Annotated in this window: 18 protein-coding genes and 2 pseudogenes; 10 read left to right on the forward strand and 10 right to left on the reverse strand. The window is 74.6% G+C overall.

From position 1 onward, the window contains the following. Positions 1-29 precede the first annotated feature (29 nt). The gene (locus AB0L45_RS15655) at positions 30-254 is read left to right on the forward strand and encodes an MbtH family protein (protein ID WP_365840026.1); all 225 of its coding nucleotides are present in this window, start codon (positions 30-32) and stop codon (positions 252-254) included. A gap of 82 nt (positions 255-336) precedes the next feature. Here the strand turns inward: AB0L45_RS15655 and AB0L45_RS15660 are convergent, their stop codons facing one another. After that, positions 337-621 (reverse strand): hypothetical protein, encoded by a 285-nt coding sequence (locus AB0L45_RS15660; RefSeq protein ID WP_365840028.1) that lies wholly within the window; start codon positions 619-621, stop codon positions 337-339. Positions 622-735: 114 nt separating this feature from the next. Here AB0L45_RS15660 and AB0L45_RS15665 point away from each other — a divergent pair, with 114 nt between their 5' ends. Further along, positions 736-1053 carry a hypothetical protein gene (locus AB0L45_RS15665; protein WP_365840030.1) on the forward strand — a complete coding sequence of 106 codons (318 nt, stop codon included), beginning with the start codon at positions 736-738 and terminating at the stop codon, positions 1051-1053. Between the two features lie 24 nt (positions 1054-1077). Here the strand turns inward: AB0L45_RS15665 and AB0L45_RS15670 are convergent, their stop codons facing one another. Further along, positions 1078-1278, reverse strand: coding sequence for a hypothetical protein (locus tag AB0L45_RS15670; RefSeq protein ID WP_365840032.1), 201 nt, complete (start codon positions 1276-1278; stop codon positions 1078-1080). A 495-nt stretch (positions 1279-1773) separates the two neighbouring features. Between AB0L45_RS15670 and AB0L45_RS15675 the strand changes: the two are divergent. Together AB0L45_RS15675 and AB0L45_RS15680 are read left to right on the forward strand one after the other, a co-directional pair. Next, positions 1774-2742: pseudogene (locus AB0L45_RS15675) on the forward strand (SGNH/GDSL hydrolase family protein). 75 nt (positions 2743-2817) lie between these two features. After that, positions 2818-3231 carry a YchJ family metal-binding protein gene (locus tag AB0L45_RS15680; RefSeq protein ID WP_365840034.1) on the forward strand — a complete coding sequence of 138 codons (414 nt, stop codon included), beginning with the start codon at positions 2818-2820 and terminating at the stop codon, positions 3229-3231. Between the two features lie 81 nt (positions 3232-3312). On the opposite strand, the gene AB0L45_RS15685 is transcribed toward AB0L45_RS15680, so the two are convergent. Further along, positions 3313-3690, reverse strand: coding sequence for an RNA-binding S4 domain-containing protein (locus tag AB0L45_RS15685; RefSeq protein WP_365840036.1), 378 nt, complete (start codon positions 3688-3690; stop codon positions 3313-3315). A 63-nt stretch (positions 3691-3753) separates the two neighbouring features. Then, complete coding sequence (locus AB0L45_RS15690; protein ID WP_365840038.1) at positions 3754-4884, reverse strand: Ku protein; 1131 nt, start codon at positions 4882-4884, stop codon at positions 3754-3756. A 41-nt stretch (positions 4885-4925) separates the two neighbouring features. Here AB0L45_RS15690 and ligD point away from each other — a divergent pair, with 41 nt between their 5' ends. The 4 genes from ligD to AB0L45_RS15710 all read left to right on the forward strand — a co-directional run bounded on the left by ligD (position 4926) and on the right by AB0L45_RS15710 (position 10203). After that, positions 4926-5813 carry a non-homologous end-joining DNA ligase gene (gene ligD, locus AB0L45_RS15695; RefSeq protein ID WP_365840040.1) on the forward strand — a complete coding sequence of 296 codons (888 nt, stop codon included), beginning with the start codon at positions 4926-4928 and terminating at the stop codon, positions 5811-5813. A 364-nt stretch (positions 5814-6177) separates the two neighbouring features. After that, positions 6178-6837, forward strand: a complete 660-nt coding sequence (snpA, locus tag AB0L45_RS15700; RefSeq protein WP_365840042.1) for a snapalysin — start codon at positions 6178-6180, stop codon at positions 6835-6837. Positions 6838-7331: 494 nt separating this feature from the next. Continuing rightward, positions 7332-8618, forward strand: coding sequence for a lycopene cyclase family protein (locus AB0L45_RS15705; protein ID WP_365840044.1), 1287 nt, complete (start codon positions 7332-7334; stop codon positions 8616-8618). Beyond that, the gene (locus tag AB0L45_RS15710) at positions 8599-10203 is read left to right on the forward strand and encodes an FAD-dependent oxidoreductase (protein ID WP_365840046.1); all 1605 of its coding nucleotides are present in this window, start codon (positions 8599-8601) and stop codon (positions 10201-10203) included. The genes AB0L45_RS15705 and AB0L45_RS15710 overlap by 20 nt, the downstream gene beginning before the upstream one ends. A gap of 62 nt (positions 10204-10265) precedes the next feature. On the opposite strand, the gene AB0L45_RS15715 is transcribed toward AB0L45_RS15710, so the two are convergent. Then, positions 10266-10724, reverse strand: coding sequence for an Lrp/AsnC family transcriptional regulator (locus AB0L45_RS15715; protein WP_365840048.1), 459 nt, complete (start codon positions 10722-10724; stop codon positions 10266-10268). Between the two features lie 62 nt (positions 10725-10786). Between AB0L45_RS15715 and AB0L45_RS15720 the strand changes: the two genes are divergently transcribed. Further along, positions 10787-11551, forward strand: coding sequence for an AzlC family ABC transporter permease (locus tag AB0L45_RS15720; RefSeq protein ID WP_365840050.1), 765 nt, complete (start codon positions 10787-10789; stop codon positions 11549-11551). After that, a complete protein-coding gene (locus tag AB0L45_RS15725) occupies positions 11544-11873 on the forward strand; it encodes an AzlD domain-containing protein (protein WP_365840052.1) in 330 nt (109 codons plus the stop codon). Before AB0L45_RS15720 ends, AB0L45_RS15725 begins: the two co-directional genes overlap by 8 nt. Positions 11874-11981: 108 nt before the next feature. Here the strand turns inward: AB0L45_RS15725 and AB0L45_RS15730 are convergent, their stop codons facing one another. From AB0L45_RS15730 to AB0L45_RS15750, 5 genes and pseudogenes are all read right to left on the reverse strand, one after another. Beyond that, positions 11982-12512, reverse strand: coding sequence for a GNAT family N-acetyltransferase (locus AB0L45_RS15730; protein ID WP_365840054.1), 531 nt, complete (start codon positions 12510-12512; stop codon positions 11982-11984). 131 nt (positions 12513-12643) lie between these two features. Then, positions 12644-13651, reverse strand: a complete 1008-nt coding sequence (locus tag AB0L45_RS15735; protein WP_365840300.1) for a DUF5914 domain-containing protein — start codon at positions 13649-13651, stop codon at positions 12644-12646. An 84-nt stretch (positions 13652-13735) separates the two neighbouring features. Further along, positions 13736-14659, reverse strand: a pseudogene (locus AB0L45_RS15740) (phytoene/squalene synthase family protein); the annotation flags it as partial. Further along, a complete protein-coding gene (crtI, locus tag AB0L45_RS15745) occupies positions 14656-16209 on the reverse strand; it encodes a phytoene desaturase family protein (RefSeq protein WP_365840056.1) in 1554 nt (517 codons plus the stop codon). The gene crtI and the pseudogene AB0L45_RS15740, both read right to left, overlap by 4 nt. Beyond that, on the reverse strand, positions 16206-17459 hold the full coding sequence (locus tag AB0L45_RS15750; protein ID WP_365840058.1) for a polyprenyl synthetase family protein: 1254 nt from the start codon (positions 17457-17459) through the stop codon (positions 16206-16208). Before AB0L45_RS15750 ends, crtI begins: the two co-directional genes overlap by 4 nt. Positions 17460-17919 lie beyond the last annotated feature (460 nt).

Below are 17919 nucleotides of genomic sequence, written 5' to 3' on the forward strand. Positions count from 1 at the left end.
CCGACCACCCCCACAAGGAGCCGCACGCCATGACCAATCCGTTCGAGAACCCGGACGCCGCCTACCTCGTCCTCGTCAACGACGAGAACCAGTTCTCCCTGTGGCCCGCCGCGGCCGAGCTGCCCGGCGGCTGGACCGTCGTGCACGGCGAGGACACGCGGCAGGGCTGTCTGGACCACGTCACGGAACACTGGACGGACATGCGCCCGAAATCCCTCGCCGAGAAGATGGACGCGCCTCCGGCCGCGGACTGAGTGCCTTCCGGCTGCGGGACGGGACGGCCCCGCTCCCGTCACGGGACGGCCTCACCCCCGTCACCGGACGGACCGGACGGCCTCACTCCCGCCGCTCCGACGGATCGTGGTCCTCCCGGGGGTCGAGCCCCAGGGCGTCGATCAGCATCGCCAGATCCGCCGCGCTCTCGGCGCGCCCCGCCAGCACCAGGCGTGCCTGCCGGCGCTCCCGGTCGTGCGTACGGTCGTACGTACGGCGGGCCGCGTCCGATGCCGGGCCGGTGGTGTGGGTGTGGGTGTCCTCGTCCATGCGGGCCATGATCGGCGATCGGGCCCCGGCGGCGCGCGTCGGACGGGCCACTTTGGCCAGGTCTCTTCTGCGGTCCATGTCCGTCGTCACCTCTCCTTCCGCGGCCCCCCGGCCGCATTCCCCCGGCCACTGTGAGACACGACTCGGCGCGGACGCTGGCCAGGACCCGCACCCGGTTGTTAGGCAGGGAACATGAGTACGGAGAACGAGAACACGACGGGAACCGGCATACCGACGACGACCACCGACGTACCGCCCACCCTGACCGTGACGGCCGTGAGCACCATCGAGCCGACCACCCCCGACGACCGCGGCTCCGACGCGTGGATGGTCATCGAGACCGCCGAACAGGGCCAGCTCCTGCTGAACCTGCCCGGTCCGCTGTCCCAGGCCGTCAAGCAGGCCACGTACCTCCCGTCGCACCTCGCGGGCGACGGCCGGCTGCCGCTCAGCCAGGAGGACAGCGCCGCCTACCGTGCGCGCATCGCCGCCCTGGTGTCGTCGGACTGAGCGGGACGCCCGCTCCCGGCGCCGCTACGGCAGATAGCGTTCGATCGCCGCCGCCCCCTTCTCCTCGATGAGCTTGCGGGCCTCCTCGACCCGCTCCGGCGTCGGATCCAGGCCCCTGGCCATGACCAGGTCCTCCGGGTCGAACGGGCGCTCACCGCCCGTGTAGAACTCCCGCTGCCGCGCGGCGCGGGCCCCGTCGGAACCCGCACTGCTGTCCTTGCCCATGGCGCCTCCCGAAAGATCGCTCGGGTCCGGAGAGTCCCGCCGGGCCGGCAGTGCCTCCGCTGGTTCCATCATGGGGCCGGTGCGGCACCGCCGCACGACGTGCGGGTACCACCGGCCCGGGACCGCGGACGCGGAGGGGCGCCCGGCGGGCAGGGCACGCCGTACCGCCGTACCCGCGCTCGCCGGTGGGCCGCCGGCCCGCACTGTCCGCACCCCCGTGAACGGGCGCCCCGCTGCGCTCCGCGTTCCCGGGTTCCCTGACGACACTGCCGACCCGGTGCCCGCGCCGTCCACCGATGGGCTGTCCGGGCTTGTCCAGGACAGGTCCCGGGCTGTTCCGGACGCCGGCCCCACTGCTGCCGCTCGCACCGGCCGCCGCTTTCGGCAGGCGGCGGTCTTTTCCCGTGGCGCGTGGTGTGCTTGGCTGGCCTGCCCGGGCCGGCATGAAGTGCACCTGACATGAGCTGCCGGCCGTACGCGACCAGGGGCGGCCCGATGACCCAGCGCTGGGTGGTACCGCTGCTCGGCGTGGTGGCCCTGGCCCTGGTCGGCGCCCTCGGCTGGAGCGTCGTCTTCGCCTCCGACCCGACGGACACGCCCACGGGCCCACGCCCGGCCGCGACCGCCCCGGCAGCCGGCGGCAGAACCTCCGCACCGCCACCGGACGCCTCCGCCGGGAGCGCGACGCCCAGGCCGCCTGCCCGTGCCGTGCCCGCCCTCTACCTCGGTGACTCGCTGGCCATGGAGAGCCAGCAGGTGCTCACCGAACGGCTCGGCGCGACCGGACGCGTGAAGCTGCACAGCGCGCCGCACTCCGGCACCACGCTGTGCGACTACCTGACGGCCTGGCGCGGGAAGTCGCTGGTTCCGGCCCAGGACAAGGCGGCCGCACTGGTACGGACGGTGCGCCCGCGCGTCGTGATCCTCTAGTTCTGGGGCAACGCCTGGGGCTACACGCCCTGCATGGCGGGCGACACGTACGGCACGGCGGGCTACTACGCCCGGTACGCCGCGGACGCGCGGGCGCTGACCGAGGAGATCGCCGCGGCGGCCCGGGCCGCCGGTCTGGCCCGCCCGAAGATCGTATGGGCCTCGCAGGCCCCCGACGCCTTCCACCCGGACCGGATCCGCCGGGTGAACGCCGTCTACGCGGCCCAGGCCGCCGCGTCCGGCGACCTGTACGCGGACGCGGGCCGCACGCTCAGCCCCGCAGCGGAACGCTACCGGTGGACCCGCCGGCTGCCCTGCGACGCCTACGAGCGCGCGCACCCCGCGTACTGCACCCACCCGGCCCCCGGCGGCGGCACCACCGACCTGCACCGCACCGACGACGCCCTGCACTTCTGCCTGGCCCCGACGACCACCACGCCCCGCCCGTGTCCCGTACGGTCACCGGGCATCGACCGCTTCGCCCGCGCCGTGACGGCGACGGTCGACGAGTGGCTGCGGAGCGCGGCCGGCTGACGGGGCCGGGGCGTCGCACCGGTGGTCCTTGGGGGCAGCGGCCGACGGGCCTCCCGTAACCGGCACAATCCAGGGGTGTCCACATTCCACGCGCGCCGGCGAACGGCGATCGACCCCTCCGCCCCCTGCCCCTGTGGCTCGCAGGCCTCCTACGCGGAGTGCTGCGCCCCCTTCCACCAAGGACGGACGGCGGCACCCACGGCCGAGCGGCTGATGCGCTCGCGCTACAGCGCCTTCCCGGCCGGCGACGCGGCGTACCTGCTGCGCACCTGGCACCCCGCGACCCGCCCGGCGGTCCTGGACTTCGAGCCGAAGCAGCGGTGGACGCGCCTGGAGATCGTCACCACGACGGGCGGCAGCGCCTTCCACAGCGAGGGCACCGTCCAGTTCCGGGCGCACTACACGCTCGACGGCGAGCCCGGCGTCCAGGAGGAGAACAGCCGCTTCGTGCGGGACGAAGGCGTCTGGGTGTACCTGAGCGAACTGTGAGCGCGCGGGGCGTTTCCGTACGGCGGCACATACCGTTCGTAGGCCCGTACGCCCGCCCGTACGGGAACGCCCCGCGTCGCCTCAGCGGCCGCCGCGCAGCTGCTCCAGTTCGCGCCGGTCGCGCTTGGTGGGGCGCCCGGCGCCGCGGTCGCGGTGGCCGACCGCGGCGATCTCCTCGCGGGGCGGCGGCGGGGGACTGTTGTCGACGAAGCACTCCGCGGCGACCGCGGCGCCGACCCGCTTGCGGACCAGGCGCGAGACCACCACGATCCGCTCCCGCCCGCCCTGCCGCAGCCGGACCTCGTCGCCCTCGCGCACCGCGTGGGCGGCCTTCACCCGCTCACCGTTGACCCGTACGTGCCCACCGCGGCAGGCCGTCGCGGCCATCGAACGCGTCTTGGTCAGCCGGACGGACCAGATCCAGCTGTCGACGCGCACCGTTCCCTCGTCTGAAGCCATGCACCGACTCTAAGGCCGCCGGGCACCGCCGCGGGCCCCGCCCGGGCGCGTACGGCTTCCGTGTCAGGCCGACGCCCGCTTGCCGCTCTTCTTCGCCGTGGACTTGGCCGCGGACTTCGCGGCCGTCTTCTTCGCCGTGGCCTTCTTGCCGCCCGAGCCGGTGCCGGCCGCCGTCTTCTTCGTACCGGAACTTCCCGACGCCTTGCCCGAGGCGGGCTTCTTGGCCGCGGACCCGGACGTCTTACGGGCCGCCGTCTTCTTGGTGCCGCTGCCGGACGCGGTCTTCGCCGCGGCCTTCTTCGCCGTCGCCTTGCGGCCCCTGATCGGCGTGACCGACGCCGACTCCTCGTCCTGCCCCTCGTCCTGCTCGGCCTCCGCGGCGCCGCCCTCGCCGGTGCCCCCGCCGCCCTCCCCGCGCGACTCGCGCGCCGCGCGGACGCTGTTCTCCAGCGCGGCCATGAGGTCGATGACCTTGCCGCCGGTGCCGGACGCGGCGCGGGGCGCGGCCGGCTCGCCGCCCTCCAGCTTCGCGGCGACCAGCTCCTCGACGGCCTCGCGGTAATCGTCGTGCAGCTCGGCCTCGTCCAGGTCGCCGAGCGAGTCCATCAGCGTCTCGGCGAGGGTCAGCTCGTTCTGCCGGATCTCCACATCGTCGCGCGGGGCGACGGTGCGCGCCGAACGGACCTGGTCCGGCCAGAGCAGGGTGTGCATGGCGATCGCCCCGTCGTGCGACCGGAGCATGGCCAGCGTCTCCCGCCCGTGCATGGCCACCTTGCCGATCGCGACCTTCTCCTGGTGCTCCAGCGCGTCCCGCAGCAGGGCGTACGGCTTGGCGGCGGCGACGCCGTTGGGCCCCAGGAAGTAGGACTTGTCCAGCTGGAGCGGGTCGATCTCGTCCGCGCCGACGAAGGCCAGGATGGTCAGGGTCTTGGTCGTCGGCAGCGGCAGCTTGGCCAGGTCCTCGTCGGTGATCGGCACGATCGTGTCGTCCGCGGCCTGATAGCCCTTGCCGACCTCCTCGTTGGGGACCTCCTCGCCGTCCAGCTCACAGACCTTGCGGTAGTGGATGCGGCCGCCGTCCTTCTCGTGGATGCGGACGAACGAGACCGAGGAGGTGCGCTCGGTCGCGCTGTAGGTCTTCACGGGGATGCTGACCAGCCCGAAGGAGATAGACCCGTTCCAAACAGATCGCATGTCTCATCCCTGCTGTGGCTTTTTTATGGGATTGTCATGGTATGTCGCCAATCACCGTCGTGGAGGGGCGGCGGCTGTCGCTCACCAACCTGGACAAGGTCCTGTATCCGCGGACCGGCACCACCAAGGGCGAGCTGCTGCACTACTACGCCACCACCGCCGGCGCCCTCCTCGCGCACGTCCACGACCGGCCCGTCTCCTTCCTGCGGTATCCCGACGGGCCCGACGGCCAGCAGTTCTTCACCAAGAACGTGCCGCCGGGGACGCCCGCATGGGTGAAGACCACCGACGTGCCCGGCAGCACGGCGAAATCCCGCCGGCAGGTGCTGGTCCGCGACGTGCCGACCCTGATGTGGGCCGCGAACCTCGTCGTGGAGCTGCACACCCCGCAGTGGACCGCCGCCGCGCCGCGCATCGCCGACCGCCTCGTCCTCGACCTCGACCCGGGGGCGCCGGCCACGATCGTGGAGTGCTGCGGGGTGGCCCGGTGGCTGCGCGAGCGCCTGATGGCCGACGGCCTCAACGTGTACGCCAAGACCAGCGGCTCCAAGGGCCTGCACATCCTCGTACCGATCGAGCCGACTCCCTCGGACGACGTCACCGCGTACGCCAAGGCCGTCGCCGTCGAGGCGGAGCGGACGCTGCCCGGCCATGTCGTGCACCGGATGACCAAGGCCCTGCGGCCCGGGAAGGTCTTCATCGACTTCTCGCAGAACTCCGCCTCGAAGACCACCGCCGCCCCCTACACGGTGCGCGCCCGCGAGCTGCCGACCGTCTCCGCCCCGGTGACCTGGGACGAGATCGAGGCCTGTACGGACCCGGAGCAGCTCACCTTCCTCTTCGACGCGGTCGCCGAGCGCCGTGAGCGCCACGGTGACCTGCTCGCGCCCCTGCTCAACCTCAACCGGGCGCACCCGCTGCCCGGCTGACGCCCTGGCCGGTTCCCGGCCCGCCCGTACCGCATCGGCCGCGTCCGTACCGCACCGGACGCGCCCGTTCCCCTGTGCGTCGGCGTCCGCGCCGACGTCCGCACCTGCGTCGACCGCATGCGGAATACGTCATTCGACGGATGCGGTGATGACACGGGCACGTGCCACATTCCCTTGCCGACGGTGTGAACGGTGCCCTGACCACCTCATGAACCGCGTGTGACAAGGGGGTCGCGGCTGCCTGGACGGGCGGACGGGTGGGGCGATGTCACCGCACTATCACCAAAAGCTGTCATCCGCAGCGGACCTTGATTCCTTCACAATCCCGGTACCAAATCCCTCCCACGGATGACGAGGTTCCCCCATGAGACCCACCCGTACGGTTCTCACCGCCGTGCTCGGCCTCGGTCTGGCCGCCTCCCTCGGTACCGTCCCCGCGACCGCCGCCTCCGCCCCGGCCGCCCCCGCGAATGTCTCTTCCCCGGCCTCCATGGCCAAGTACGCCGGCTCCGCCGAGGAAGCCGCGGCCAACAAGGCGTTCTTCCAGGCCGTCATGAAGTCGGCCGCCGCCAAGCGCGCGGCCACGCCCGGCGTCCAGGCGGTCACCGTCACGTACAACGCGAGCAGCGCCCCCACCTTCCGCAGCCAGATAGCCCGCAGCACGCAGATCTGGAACAGCTCCGTGCGCAACGTGAAGCTCCAGGAAGGCTCCAACGCCGACTTCCGGTACTACGAGGGCAACGACTCCCGCGGCTCCTACGCGAGCACCGACGGCCACGGGCGGGGCTACATCTTCCTCGACTACCGGCAGAACCAGCAGTACAACTCCACCCGGGTGACGGCCCACGAGACCGGCCACGTCCTCGGCCTGCCCGACCACTACTCGGGCCCCTGCAGCGAGCTGATGTCGGGCGGCGGCCCCGGCCCCTCCTGCCAGAACACCAACCCGAACGCGCAGGAGCGCGCCCGGGTGGACGCCCTGTGGCGCAACGGCCTGGCGGCCCAGCTCGCCCCGGCGTCCTGATCTCCTGATCCGGTGACCGCCTGACCTTCCGACGACTGCCGCGCAGCGGGGGCCGGTGCCCTCACTGCGCGGCTTTCGTGCGTCCGGCGGACGGTTCCGCCGCGGGCGGGCGGCCTTCCTGCCCCGGCGGGGAGGGTGCGGTCGTCGGGAGCGATATGCATCACATCGATCCGGTTTGGCGGATGCGCCCGCAGTGGTTTATCGTTCAATTGATCACGGGTTGAGTGGACCCTCATCGGCGGATGAGCGACGTCCCGGCCCGTACCCGGACCGCCCCGGCCAGCTCCCCCCGTCTGGCCGGGGCATTCTCCGTTCCGGGGCGGACGCGCCCGGCCCGATGCGCCGCCTCTCCCGCTGCCGCGGCGCGTGTCACCCGTGGAAGGCCGGGTGTCCGGCGTTGTAATGACCGTGGCCGGTGGAACCCGGCCGGGCGGGCACACGGAGACGTGGCGCGCCCGTCGGCGCGGTGCCCGGCGCTACGGGAGGGAGGCGGCGTGTACGACACGGAGGTGGCCGTCGTGGGCGGCGGCGCCGCGGGACTCTCCCTCGCCCACCGGCTCTGCGGCCCGCCGGCCGGCGCCCGCTGCCCCGAGGTGACCGTCCTGGACGCACCTCCGGGTCCGCTGCGGCCCCCGGAACGCACCTGGTGCTACTGGGAGGGGCCGGACGGCGAGTACGACGACGTGCTGGCGGCCTCCTGGGACCGGCTGCGCGTCCACGGGGCCGACGGGGCCGCACTGACCGGGCGCCCGGCACCGCTGCGCTACAAGATGATGCGCTCCGCCGCTTTCGAGAAGCTGGTCGGCGAACGGCTCGCGGCCACCCCGACCGCGCACCGGCTGGCGGCCGTCGTCGACGACGTGCGGACGCTGCCGGGCGGCGGGGCCGAGGTCCGCGGTACGACGGCGGCGGGCGCCCCCGTACGGATCCGCGCCCGCTGGGTCTTCGACTCCCGGCCACTGCCCGCCCTGCCGCCCGCGCGCACCACCCTGCTCCAGCACTTCCACGGCTGGTTCGTCCGCACCGAGCGGCCCGAGTTCGACCCCGCGACCGCCGACCTGATGGACTTCCGCACCCCGCAGCCGGACCACGGGCTCTCCTTCGGCTACGTGCTTCCGCTCGGCCCCCGCGAAGCGCTGGTCGAGTACACCGAGTTCTCCGCCGCCCCGCTCGACGAGGCCGCCTACCACCGCGCGCTGCGCCACTACCTCACCGAGGTCCGTCCGCTGGGCCCGTACCGGATCACCGCCTCCGAGCAGGGCGTCATTCCGATGACCGACGCGCGCTTCCCCCGCCGCGCCGGGCCCGGCGTCTTCCGGATCGGCGCGGCGGGCGGCGCCACCCGCCCGTCGACCGGCTACACCTTCGCCGCCGTCCAGCGCCAGACCCGCGCCGTCGCCGCCGCCCTCCACCAGGGCCGCACCCCGGCCCCGCCGCCCCCGCACTCCGCGCGCTCGCGGCTGATGGACGCCGTCCTGCTGCGCGCTCTGGACACCGGACGCGTCGACGGCGCCGGCTTCTTCACCGGGCTGTTCCGCGGCGTACCGATGGAACGGCTGCTGCGCTTCCTGGACGGCGGCACCCGGCTGCGCGAAGACCTGTCGATCGGCCTGCGCACGCCCGTACTGCCCATGCTGCGCACCGTGGCCGAACTGCCGGGCCTGCGCCGCCGTCCGCCCGTACGACCGGCCCGTACGGCAGCCACCGCGCGAGAGCCCGTACCGCCCACCGCCCCGGCCCCGCACAGGAACGGACCGTCCGATGACGACCCTCCCGAGTGACGCCGAACCCCCGGCCACCGCCCGGCGCACCGCCACCGCGCCACGCCGGGGCCGTGACCGGCGCGCCCGCATCGTGCCGCCGGCGCCGGGCCGGGCGAGGATCACCGGGGAGGCACCGCACGTCGCGGTGGTCGGCGGCGGCATCGCCGGGCTGGCGGCGGCCACCGGACTCGCCGAACGGGGCGTCCGGGTCACGCTCTACGAACGCGAGCCGGGGCTCGGCGGCCGGCTCGCCGGGCAGCGGATCCGGCTCGCCGACGGCTCCCGGGCGACCATGACCCGCGGCTTCCACGCCTTCTTCCGCCAGTACTACAACCTGCGGGGGCTCCTGCGGCGGGCCGACCCGGCGCTGACCGCGCTCACCGGACTGCCCGACTACCCGCTGCGCCACAGCAGCGGCCTCCAGGACAGCTTCGCCCGCGTCCCGCGCACCCCGCCGTGGAGCGCCCTCGGATTCGCCGCGCTCAGTCCGACCTTCACCCTGCGCGAGATGGCCCGGATGAACCCGCGAGCCGCCCTGCCGCTGCTCGACGTACGGACACCGGACGTGTACGACCGCCTGGACGGCGTCAGCGCGCGCCGGCTGCTGGAGCGCATCCGCTTCCCCGAGGCCGCGCACCACCTGGCGTTCGAGGTGTTCTCCCGCAGTTTCTTCGCCGACCCGGAGGAACTGTCGGCCGCCGAGATGGCGTTGATGTTCCACATCTACTTCCTCGGCTCCAGTGAGGGGCTGCTGTTCGACGTCCCCGGCGAACCGTTCCCGCAGGCACTGTGGGAACCGCTCGGCCGCTACCTGACCGGCCACGGCGTCACCCTGCGGACCGGCTGCGCGGTGGAGACCGTGGAGTCCGGGACGTCCGCACCGGATGGCGGCGCGGGCGTGACCGTACGGGGCGGCCACGGCGCGGCACGCCACGACGCGGTGGTGCTCGCCCTCGACGTGGCCGGGCTGCGCCACCTGGTCGCCGCCTCACCCGGGCTGGGCACGCCCGGCTGGCGCGCGCGGATGCTGCGGCTGCGGACCGCGCCGCCGTTCCTCGTCTCCCGGCTCTGGCTCGACCGGCCGGTGGCCCCGGACCGGCCGGGCTTCCTCGGCACCAGCGGCTTCGGCCCGCTCGACAACGTCAGCGTGCTGGACCGCTGGGAGGGGGAGGCCGCGCGGTGGGCCGCCCGCAGCGGCGGCTCGGTGGTCGAACTGCACGCCTACGCGCTCGGTACGGACACCGCCCGGCAGGCGCAGCAGGACCGGCTGATCGGCCAGCTGCCGCGCGTCTATCCCGAGACGCGCCGGGCGAAGGTCGTCGACGCCCGGCACGAGTGGCGCGCGGACTGCCCCCTGTTCCCGGTGGGCGGCCACCACGACCGCCCCACCGTACGCACCCCCGACCCGGCCGTCACGGTCGCCGGCGACCTCGTCCGCACCGGCCTGCCGGTGGCCCTGATGGAACGCGCGGCCACCACCGGCTTCCTCGCCGCGAACGCCCTGCTGGAACGGTGGGGCGTACGCGGCCAGACCCTGTGGACGGTCCCGGACCGCGGCCGCTCGGCGGTGCTGCGGGGACTGGCGCGGGTGCTGGGCACCTGAGGCGCGGCGCCCGCGGGCCGGCTGGGGTGGTGCGCCCACAGGCCCCTGGCCCGCGCGGGCGTTCAGGAGTCGGTCTTGATCTTCTCCATGGTCAGGTGCGACTCCACCCGCAGAATGCCGGGCAGACCGGTGAGCTTGGAGGTGAGGAAGGCGCTGTAGGCGTCGTGATCGGCGACGGCGACGCGCAGGAAGTAGTCCGGGCGGCCGAACATCCGGCGGAACTCGACGACCTCCTCGTAGGAGGACAGCGTCTTCTCCAGTATCTCGATGGTCGCCAGGTCGTTGGCGGAGACCTCGACGTCGACCATCACCTCCAGCCCGCGGCCGACGGCCTCGGGATCGATGACGGCGCGGTAGCCGGTGATCACGCCGGCCTCCTCCAGCCGCTTGAGGCGGCGCAGGCACGGCGGCGGGGTCAGGCCGACCCGTTTGGCCAGCTCGACATTGGTCAGCCGCCCGTCCTGGCTCAGGTGAAACAAGATTTCCCGGTCTACGGCATCCAGGGGAGTTTCATTGCCCATACAGCCATCGTAAAGGAACTATCTGTAACCAAATAAGGCGGAAATCTTCCTAAGATTTCTCCATGTACGTACCTCCGGTCGCTACGAGCGACCCGCCGCGCCCTGCGCCCGCACCGCCCTCGACCCCGCCCTCGCCCCGACGGCGAGCCGATCTTCTCGCGGCCCTGAAGGACTCCACCTCCGTCGGGCTGGGCCTGCTGCCGCTCGGTCTCGCCCTCGGTGTGGTCATCGCCCAGGCCGGCCTGCCCCGGTGGTGCGCGCCGCTGTTCGCCGCCGTCGTGTACGCCGGCTCGTTCGAGTTCCTGCTCGTGGGCCTGACCGTCGCGGCCGCGCCGCTGGCGACGATCGCGCTGACCGGCTTCATGGTCAACGCCCGGCACGTCTTCTACGCGCTCTCCTTCCCCCTGGACCGCGTGCGCGGGCGCCTCGGCAAGGCCTACAGCACCTTCGCCCTGACCGACGAGGCTTACGCCATGACCACTGGCGGGCAGGCCCGGTCATGGTCCGGCGCGCGCGTCCTGTCCCTCCAGGCGATCTTCCAGGTCTACTGGGTCGGCGGTGCCACCGCCGGCGCGCTGCTCGGCTCACTGATACCCGACCGTGTCAGCGGCCTGGACTTCGCCATGACCGCCCTGTTCGCCGTGCTGGCCCTGGACGCCGTCACCGAACGCCGCGGCGACCTGCCCACTCCCGTCCTCGCGCTGCTCAGCGCGCTGGCCGCCCGGCTCGTCTTCCCCGGACAGCTGCTGCCCGTGGCCTTCGCCCTGTTCACCGCCGCGCTGCTCGCCCGGCACCTGACCACCCGCAACAGGCCGTCCCATGCCTGACACCCGTTACCTGCTTCTGGCCGCCGCGGTCTCGGCCGCCGTCAACTGGGCCCTGCGCGCCGCGCCCTTCGCCGTCCTGTCCTTCCTGCGGACCAACAGGACCGTCCAGTACCTCAGCACCACCATGCCGGCCGGCGTGATGGTGATCCTGCTCGTCTACTGCCTGCGTGACCTGCCCCTGTCCCAGGCGCGCGCCGCCGCGCCCCTGGCGGCGCTCGCCGTCACCGTCGGACTGCACCTGTGGCGCCGCAACGCCCTGCTGAGCATCGTCGGCGGCACCGCCGTGCACGTCGTCCTGGCCGGCACCCTCTTCGCGAGCTGAGAGCCGGGGCCGCTGCCACCGCGGCTGTTCCGCGCCTTCCGCGTCCTGATGCCACCACTGCCGAGTCGGGCCGCCGGACCGGCGTCCGCGTCCGGCGGATCGGCCGCGTCACCGATCGCCGCTCAGCAGCGCGTACATGAACATGTCCCGCCGCTCGGACCCCACCTGCTGCCACCCCCGCAGCAGTCCCTCGCGCCGGAACCCCGCGCGCTCGGCGGTGCGTACGGAAGCGGTGTTCCACGGCTCGATGTACAGCTCCAGGCGGGGAATCCGCAGCTCGCCCAAGGCCCAGCCGGCGACTGTGCGCAGCGCGCGGACGGCGGTGCCCCGGCCCCGTGCCGACTCGACGACCCAGTAGCCCAGCGACGCACGGCCCTGGTCCAGGTCCTTGAGCCACAGCCCCACCATGCCGACCGGCCGCCCGCCAGGGGTGACGACGACGAACGGGTAACCGGCGCCCGTCGTCGCCCGGCCCCACTGCCGCTCGACGAACGCGACGGCCGCCGGCTCGGAGCACGCGGCGGGCACCGTCGTGATCAGCGGGATGTACGCGTCCTCCGACGCCTCCCGGACGAGGGGCAGGTCGGCGAGGCGCCAGGGGCGCAGCGCCAGGCCGTCGTCGGCGATGAGTTCCGGCACGTCAAGGGCTTGCTTCAGCCGCTCAGCCTGCCGTCTCCCGCTACCGGCCGCACGCGGATTCCGAGCGGGGGACAACCGGGCCGACCACGGCTCAGCCATCGAGTACGGCCCGGCCGGTCCGACCGCGCGGCTCACCCGGGGAACCGGCCCGTGCTGCGCAACTCCCACCGCCGCTCCGCGTACGCCATGTCGTCGCGCCACAGCCGCCCCGCCGTGGCCCGCATCAGCGGGCGCAGCAGGGGAGCGGCCGCGCGGGCCACCGCGAACCCCGGGCGGGCCGAGGCGGCGACGACCGCTTCCACGACGGCGGTGCGCGGGCGGCCGGCGCCGTCGGTGCCCAGTGGGGTGGCGTGCGTCTCCACGACGGATCCCACGCCCTCGCCCTCGGTGATCCGCATGACCACGGTGCGTGGCCCGGGCGCGCTGAACTCCGCGCGGACCGGGACGACCAGCCGCCCGGCGACCTTGAAGGAGACGTCCACCGTCAGCGCGTCCTCCGGGCCCGCCGGCCCGTCCGTGACGCTCAGATCGACGAAGGAGTACGGGTGGAACCAGGCGCCGTGCCACGGGTCGAGCCGGTTGGCGACCACGTCGTCCGGCTCGCAGCGCCCGACGCCGGTGTACACGGCCGCGACGGCGTCGGCCGCCGCCGGACGCCCCGGGACGCGCGGCCGGTCCAGCGGCTCCTCGCCGCCCGCCCGGTCCAGGCGTACCCAGACCAGCACCCCGTCGTCGTACACCGGATACGGCTCCCACCCGGCGAACGGGCCGCCGTCCAGGGCGAGACCGTGCCAGTGGCAGACGAGGGTGCCGCACCGTACGGGGCTGTCCTTCAGGGGCGCGCCCAGATGCGGGCAGGCCCCGGGGCCGCCGTGCAGCTGCCCGTCGGCGGCGCGCCACAGGACGATTTCCGTTCCGGCGACGGTCCGGCCCAGGGGGCGGTCCCGGCCGACGTCGCGCGAGGCGCCCACGGCGTACCAGTTGCCGGACGGCCGCGCCTTGGCCCGTTCCAGCGCCCCCGCGATCACGGCGGGCGCGGCGTCCCGCCAGGTGGGCCGCTGGCGTTCCCACGCGACGGGCCGCCGGCGCAGGCGCAGCGGGTACCGGCCGCGTCCGGCGGGGCGGCGGGGAGCTTCCACGGTGCTTCCTCCGGGGCGTACGGCGGTGGCATGGTGCGCGGGCCCGGACGGCACCGGGAGGCGGGCGGGGGCCGGTCCGGACCGGCTGCGGGCCGCGGTGACCCGTACCAGGCCGTCCAGGGCCACGGTCGCGCGCACCGGACGGGACACGACGGCGCGACGGTGCAGGACCGCGTAGCCGTCGGCTTCCACCGCGTCCAGGATGCCGCGGTAGAGGATGGAGGCGGTACGGATGCACGGCCGGGACAGCGGGTCCAGCATGGCGACCCCGGGCGCGGCGCGGTGGTAGACGCCGCGGGTGAGGTCGGCGGCGGCCCGCAGCGCGGCGGTGATCCGGGCGTCCTCGGCGCCCGTCAGCCGGCTCCACTCCAGCAGCTCCCGGTCCACACCGTGCGCGCCCAGCAGGTCGGCGGGCAGGTAGACCCGCCCCCGGTCCAGGTCCTCGCCCACGTCCCGCAGGAAGTTGGTGAGCTGGAAGGCCGCTCCGAGCGCGGCGGCGTGCGGCGCGGCCTCCTCGCGCGGCGTGACCGTGCCGAGGACCGGCAGCATCTGCAGGCCGATCACCTCGGCCGAGCCGTACATGTACCGGCGCAGGTCGTCGTAGGTCGGGTAGTCCGTCACCTCCAGGTCGGCGCGCATGGAGGCCATGAAGGCGGTGAAGTACGCCGGGTCGATGCCGTACACGGCGCTGGTGTGCGCCAGCGCCCGTACCACCGGCTCGTCACCGCTCCCCTGGGCGAGGCCCGCGTCCAGCTGCGCCTCCAGTGCGCTCAGCGCCGTGGCACGCTCCTGAGGAGTGGCGTCGTCGTCGAGGCTGTCGACGATGTCGTCCGCCCAGCGGGCGAACCCGTACAGGGCGTGCACGGCGGGCCGGCGGGCGACCGGCAGCAGCCGGGTGGCCAGGAAATACGTGGTGCCGTGCCGGGCGTTGAGCCGGCGGCAGTGGGTGTAGGCGGCGCGCAGCGCGGGCTCGGTGATGCCCGCGGCGTCGAGTTCCCGGGCGGTCACGGCGTGCCCTCCGGCGTACGGGCGGGCCGGCGGCGCGCGCCGGGGCGGGGCGCTCGCGCGGACTTCGTGGAGCCGCCGCCGGTCACCCGCGCGGCCGCCAGCTTTCCCGAGACCAGCACGGTCGGCACCCCGACGCCCGGCGTCGTACCGCACCCGGCCAGTACGGCGTTCTCGGTGCCGCGTACGAGGTTGCGCGGGCGGAACGGCCCGGTCTGCGCGAAGGTGTGGGCGGCGGAGAACGGCGTGCCGGCGCCGTGCCCCTGGCGGCTCCAGTCCGCCGGGGTGACCAGGCACTCCGCCTCGGCCGCCGCGTCCAGGCCGGTGAAACCGCGCCGTCCCAGCTCGCCGAGGAGCGTGTCGCGGTAGCGGGGGCCCAGGTCACGCCAGGCGTGCACACCGGGCCCGATGTCGGTGTTGGGGCAGGGCGCCAGGACGTAGTGCAGGTGACGGCCCGGCGGGGCCAGCGACGGGTCGGTGGCGGTCGGCCGGGTCAGCAGCAGCGAGGGGTCGCTCATCAGGGCGCCGGTGCGGGTGAGTTCGTGGAACGTACGGTGCCAGGCGGCGCCGAAGGAGAGGGTGTGGTGGCCCGGTTCCGGCCAGGTCGCGGGGGTGCCCGCGTGCAGGACCACGGCCGAGGGGGAGCGGCGCAGCGGCAGCGGGCGGCGCGGGCCGCGGCCCAGCAGGCGGTACGCCTCGGGCAGGTCGGCGGTGAGCACCACCGCGTCGCACGGGACGCGCCCGGCGTCGGTGACGACGGCGGTGACCCGGTCACCGGAACGTTCCAGCGCGCGCACCGCGTGCCCGTACCGGAACTCCGCTCCCGCCTCGGCCGCGGCGTCCGCCATGGCGCGGGGCAGCGCGTGCATGCCGCCGCGCGGGAAGTACACGCCGGCCACCGTGTCCATGTAGGCGATGACGGCGTACGCGGCGAGGGCACGCGCCGGCGGCACGCCCGCGTACAGGGACTGGAACGAGAAGACCCGGCGCACCCGCTCGTCCTTCAGGAACCGGCCGATCCGGGCGTCGAGCCGGCCGAAGCCGCCGAGCGCCGCGAGACGGGCGAGGTCGGGGTGGAGCAGCTGCAGCGGCGAGTCGAAGTTGGCGTCGATGAAGCGCCGCATCTGGACCGCGTACAGGCGGCTCAGCCAGGAGCGCAGCCGCCGGTAACCCGCGGCCTCCCGGGCTCCCGCGAACCGTTCGATCTCGGCGGCCATCGCCTCCGCGCCGGTGTGCACGTCCAGCGCGCTGCCGTCGGCGAACCGGGCGCGGTAGGCGGGGTGCAGGGGCACCAGGTCCAGCCGCTCCGCCATCGAGGCGCCGACCGCCGCGAACGCCTCCTCGGCGAGGTCCGGCATGGTCAGCACGGTCGGTCCGGTGTCGATCAGATAGCCGTCGCGTTCGAGGCGGCCGCACCGGCCGCCGGGCTGGAGCGCGCGCTCGACCACCGTCACCCGCCGCCCGGCACCGAGCAGGTGCAGCGCGGCGGACAGCCCGGACAGGCCGGCGCCGATGACGACGACGTGGTCGGTACGGCCGGGTACGGACTTCACCGTTCACCTCCGTGGGCCGCGGCGGGCACCACCACGGGAGCACCGCGCGGGCGGCAGCCGGCCGTGGCCCGCAGCAGCTCGTGCAGGTGGCGCAGGGCGGCCGGGTCGGCGGTGCGCATGTCGGCCAGGTGCGCCACGCTCCGGTCGGCGAGCAGCGCGGCCTTGTCCTCCAGCGCGGCGCGGGCCCCGGTCGAGACGAACACGTCCCGTACGCGGTCCACCGCCGCGGGGGAGAGGTCCGGGTCACCCAGGCTCGCGTCGAGGACGCCGAGGGCCCCGTCGTCGCCGGCGGCTCTCGCGCGGGCGCGGGCGACGGCGCTCAGGTAGGTCGGCTTGCCCTCCCGGATGTCGTCACCGGACGGTTTTCCGGTCTCCCTCGGGTCACCGAACACCCCCAGCAGATCGTCGCGGAGCTGGAAGGCGAGCCCGGCGCAGCGGCCCGCCGAACGCAGCGCACCGGCGGCCCGGTCGTCGGCGCCGGCCAGGGCGGCGCCCAGCAGCAGCGGCCGTTCGACCGAATAGCGGGCGCTCTTGAGGCGGGCGGTGCGGACCGCGCGGGCGGGGGACCGGGACGCGGTGACCTGCCCGTACAGGTCCAGGTACTGGCCGGCGACCAGCTCGGTCCGCAGGGTCCGCCACAGGGCGTGCACCGCGGACCGCGCGTGGGCGGGGAAGCGGGTGTCCAGCACGGTGTCGTCGGCCCAGGCGAGCGCGAGGTCACCGGCCAGGATCGCCGCGGACCGGCCGAACGTCTCCGCCGAGGGGGCGGGCCGGCCGGCCCCGGCGTGGCGGCCGTACTGTCTCCGCACCTCGGCGTGCAGCGCGGGCCGCCCCCTGCGCAGCTCGGACCCGTCCATCACGTCGTCGTGCACCAGTGCGCAGGTCTGCAGGAGTTCGAGGGCCGCCGCCAGGCGCAGCGCCGCGTCCGCGGCCTCGCCGCCGCCCCCGCAGACCCGCAGCCCCCACCACACGAACCGGCCGCGCAACCGCTTGCCGCCGCCCAGCGTGAAGCGGACGACGCGTTCGGCGATGTCGCGCGTGAACAGGGCGTCGGCCGCCGCGGCTTCGGCGAGCCGCGCGCCGAGCACGGCGTCCAGCATCCGGCCGATGGCGCCTGCGACGTCCGCGTCCACCGTTCGCGCGCTGTCCGCTTCCCGGCCGCCGGCCGTTCGGACCGCGTCCGCGCCCCGAGCGCCCGCCGCCCGGGCCCCGGCCGCTTCCCGGCCGTCCTCCGCACGGATCCGGCGCATCACCCGTCCTTCCGTCGAACCGGCCGGTGGACGCTGACTCACACGGAGCGCGGCCACCCCTCTGACGCGCCGCCGGACGGGCCGGGCGCGTGTCCCGTGCCGCCGGCGCCCGTGCCCGCAGTTCACCACGGGATCCGCGCGCCACCGGGGCGCCACGTCCGGGCCTGGTCCCTTCGGGGGACGCCCGGCCGGAGTCCGGACACCGGCGCTGAGCCACGTATCGCCAACGGACGCCCCTCCCTCGGGTACGACGTCCGGCAGCGGGTACCCACCGCCGACCCACGAAACCCGGTGGCGTCAATCGTTCGCACACCGGCTCGCACACCGGCTCGCGGGTCGGCTCGCGAGCCGGTGGACCTTGAGACCGGGGGCACGGTCCCGTGATGTTGTCCGGATATCGGCCACAGGCCGGGCGGAAACCGGCCAACATGGGCGCGCCGCCCCGGGCGCGCCCCGGGCC

The sequence above is a fragment of the Streptomyces sp. NPDC052496 genome (assembly GCF_040679095.1).
Taxonomy (GTDB): Bacteria; Actinomycetota; Actinomycetes; order Streptomycetales; family Streptomycetaceae; genus Streptomyces.

Excerpts from the sequence above, each read along its gene's own strand:
- AB0L45_RS15750 (WP_365840058.1), bottom strand. The coding sequence starts at position 17,459 with ATGCGCCGGATCCGTGCGGAGGACGGCCGGGAAGCGGCCGGGGCCCGG.
- AB0L45_RS15660 (WP_365840028.1), bottom strand. The coding sequence starts at position 621 with ATGGACCGCAGAAGAGACCTGGCCAAAGTGGCCCGTCCGACGCGCGCC.
- AB0L45_RS15720 (WP_365840050.1), top strand. The coding sequence starts at position 10,787 with ATGTACGTACCTCCGGTCGCTACGAGCGACCCGCCGCGCCCTGCGCCC.
- ligD (WP_365840040.1), top strand. The coding sequence starts at position 4,926 with ATGTCGCCAATCACCGTCGTGGAGGGGCGGCGGCTGTCGCTCACCAAC.
- snpA (WP_365840042.1), top strand. The coding sequence starts at position 6,178 with ATGAGACCCACCCGTACGGTTCTCACCGCCGTGCTCGGCCTCGGTCTG.
- AB0L45_RS15655 (WP_365840026.1), top strand. The coding sequence starts at position 30 with ATGACCAATCCGTTCGAGAACCCGGACGCCGCCTACCTCGTCCTCGTC.
- AB0L45_RS15725 (WP_365840052.1), top strand. The coding sequence starts at position 11,544 with ATGCCTGACACCCGTTACCTGCTTCTGGCCGCCGCGGTCTCGGCCGCC.
- AB0L45_RS15715 (WP_365840048.1), bottom strand. The coding sequence starts at position 10,724 with ATGGGCAATGAAACTCCCCTGGATGCCGTAGACCGGGAAATCTTGTTT.
- AB0L45_RS15670 (WP_365840032.1), bottom strand. The coding sequence starts at position 1,278 with ATGGGCAAGGACAGCAGTGCGGGTTCCGACGGGGCCCGCGCCGCGCGG.
- AB0L45_RS15685 (WP_365840036.1), bottom strand. The coding sequence starts at position 3,690 with ATGGCTTCAGACGAGGGAACGGTGCGCGTCGACAGCTGGATCTGGTCC.
- AB0L45_RS15665 (WP_365840030.1), top strand. The coding sequence starts at position 736 with ATGAGTACGGAGAACGAGAACACGACGGGAACCGGCATACCGACGACG.
- AB0L45_RS15710 (WP_365840046.1), top strand. The coding sequence starts at position 8,599 with ATGACGACCCTCCCGAGTGACGCCGAACCCCCGGCCACCGCCCGGCGC.
- AB0L45_RS15690 (WP_365840038.1), bottom strand. The coding sequence starts at position 4,884 with ATGCGATCTGTTTGGAACGGGTCTATCTCCTTCGGGCTGGTCAGCATC.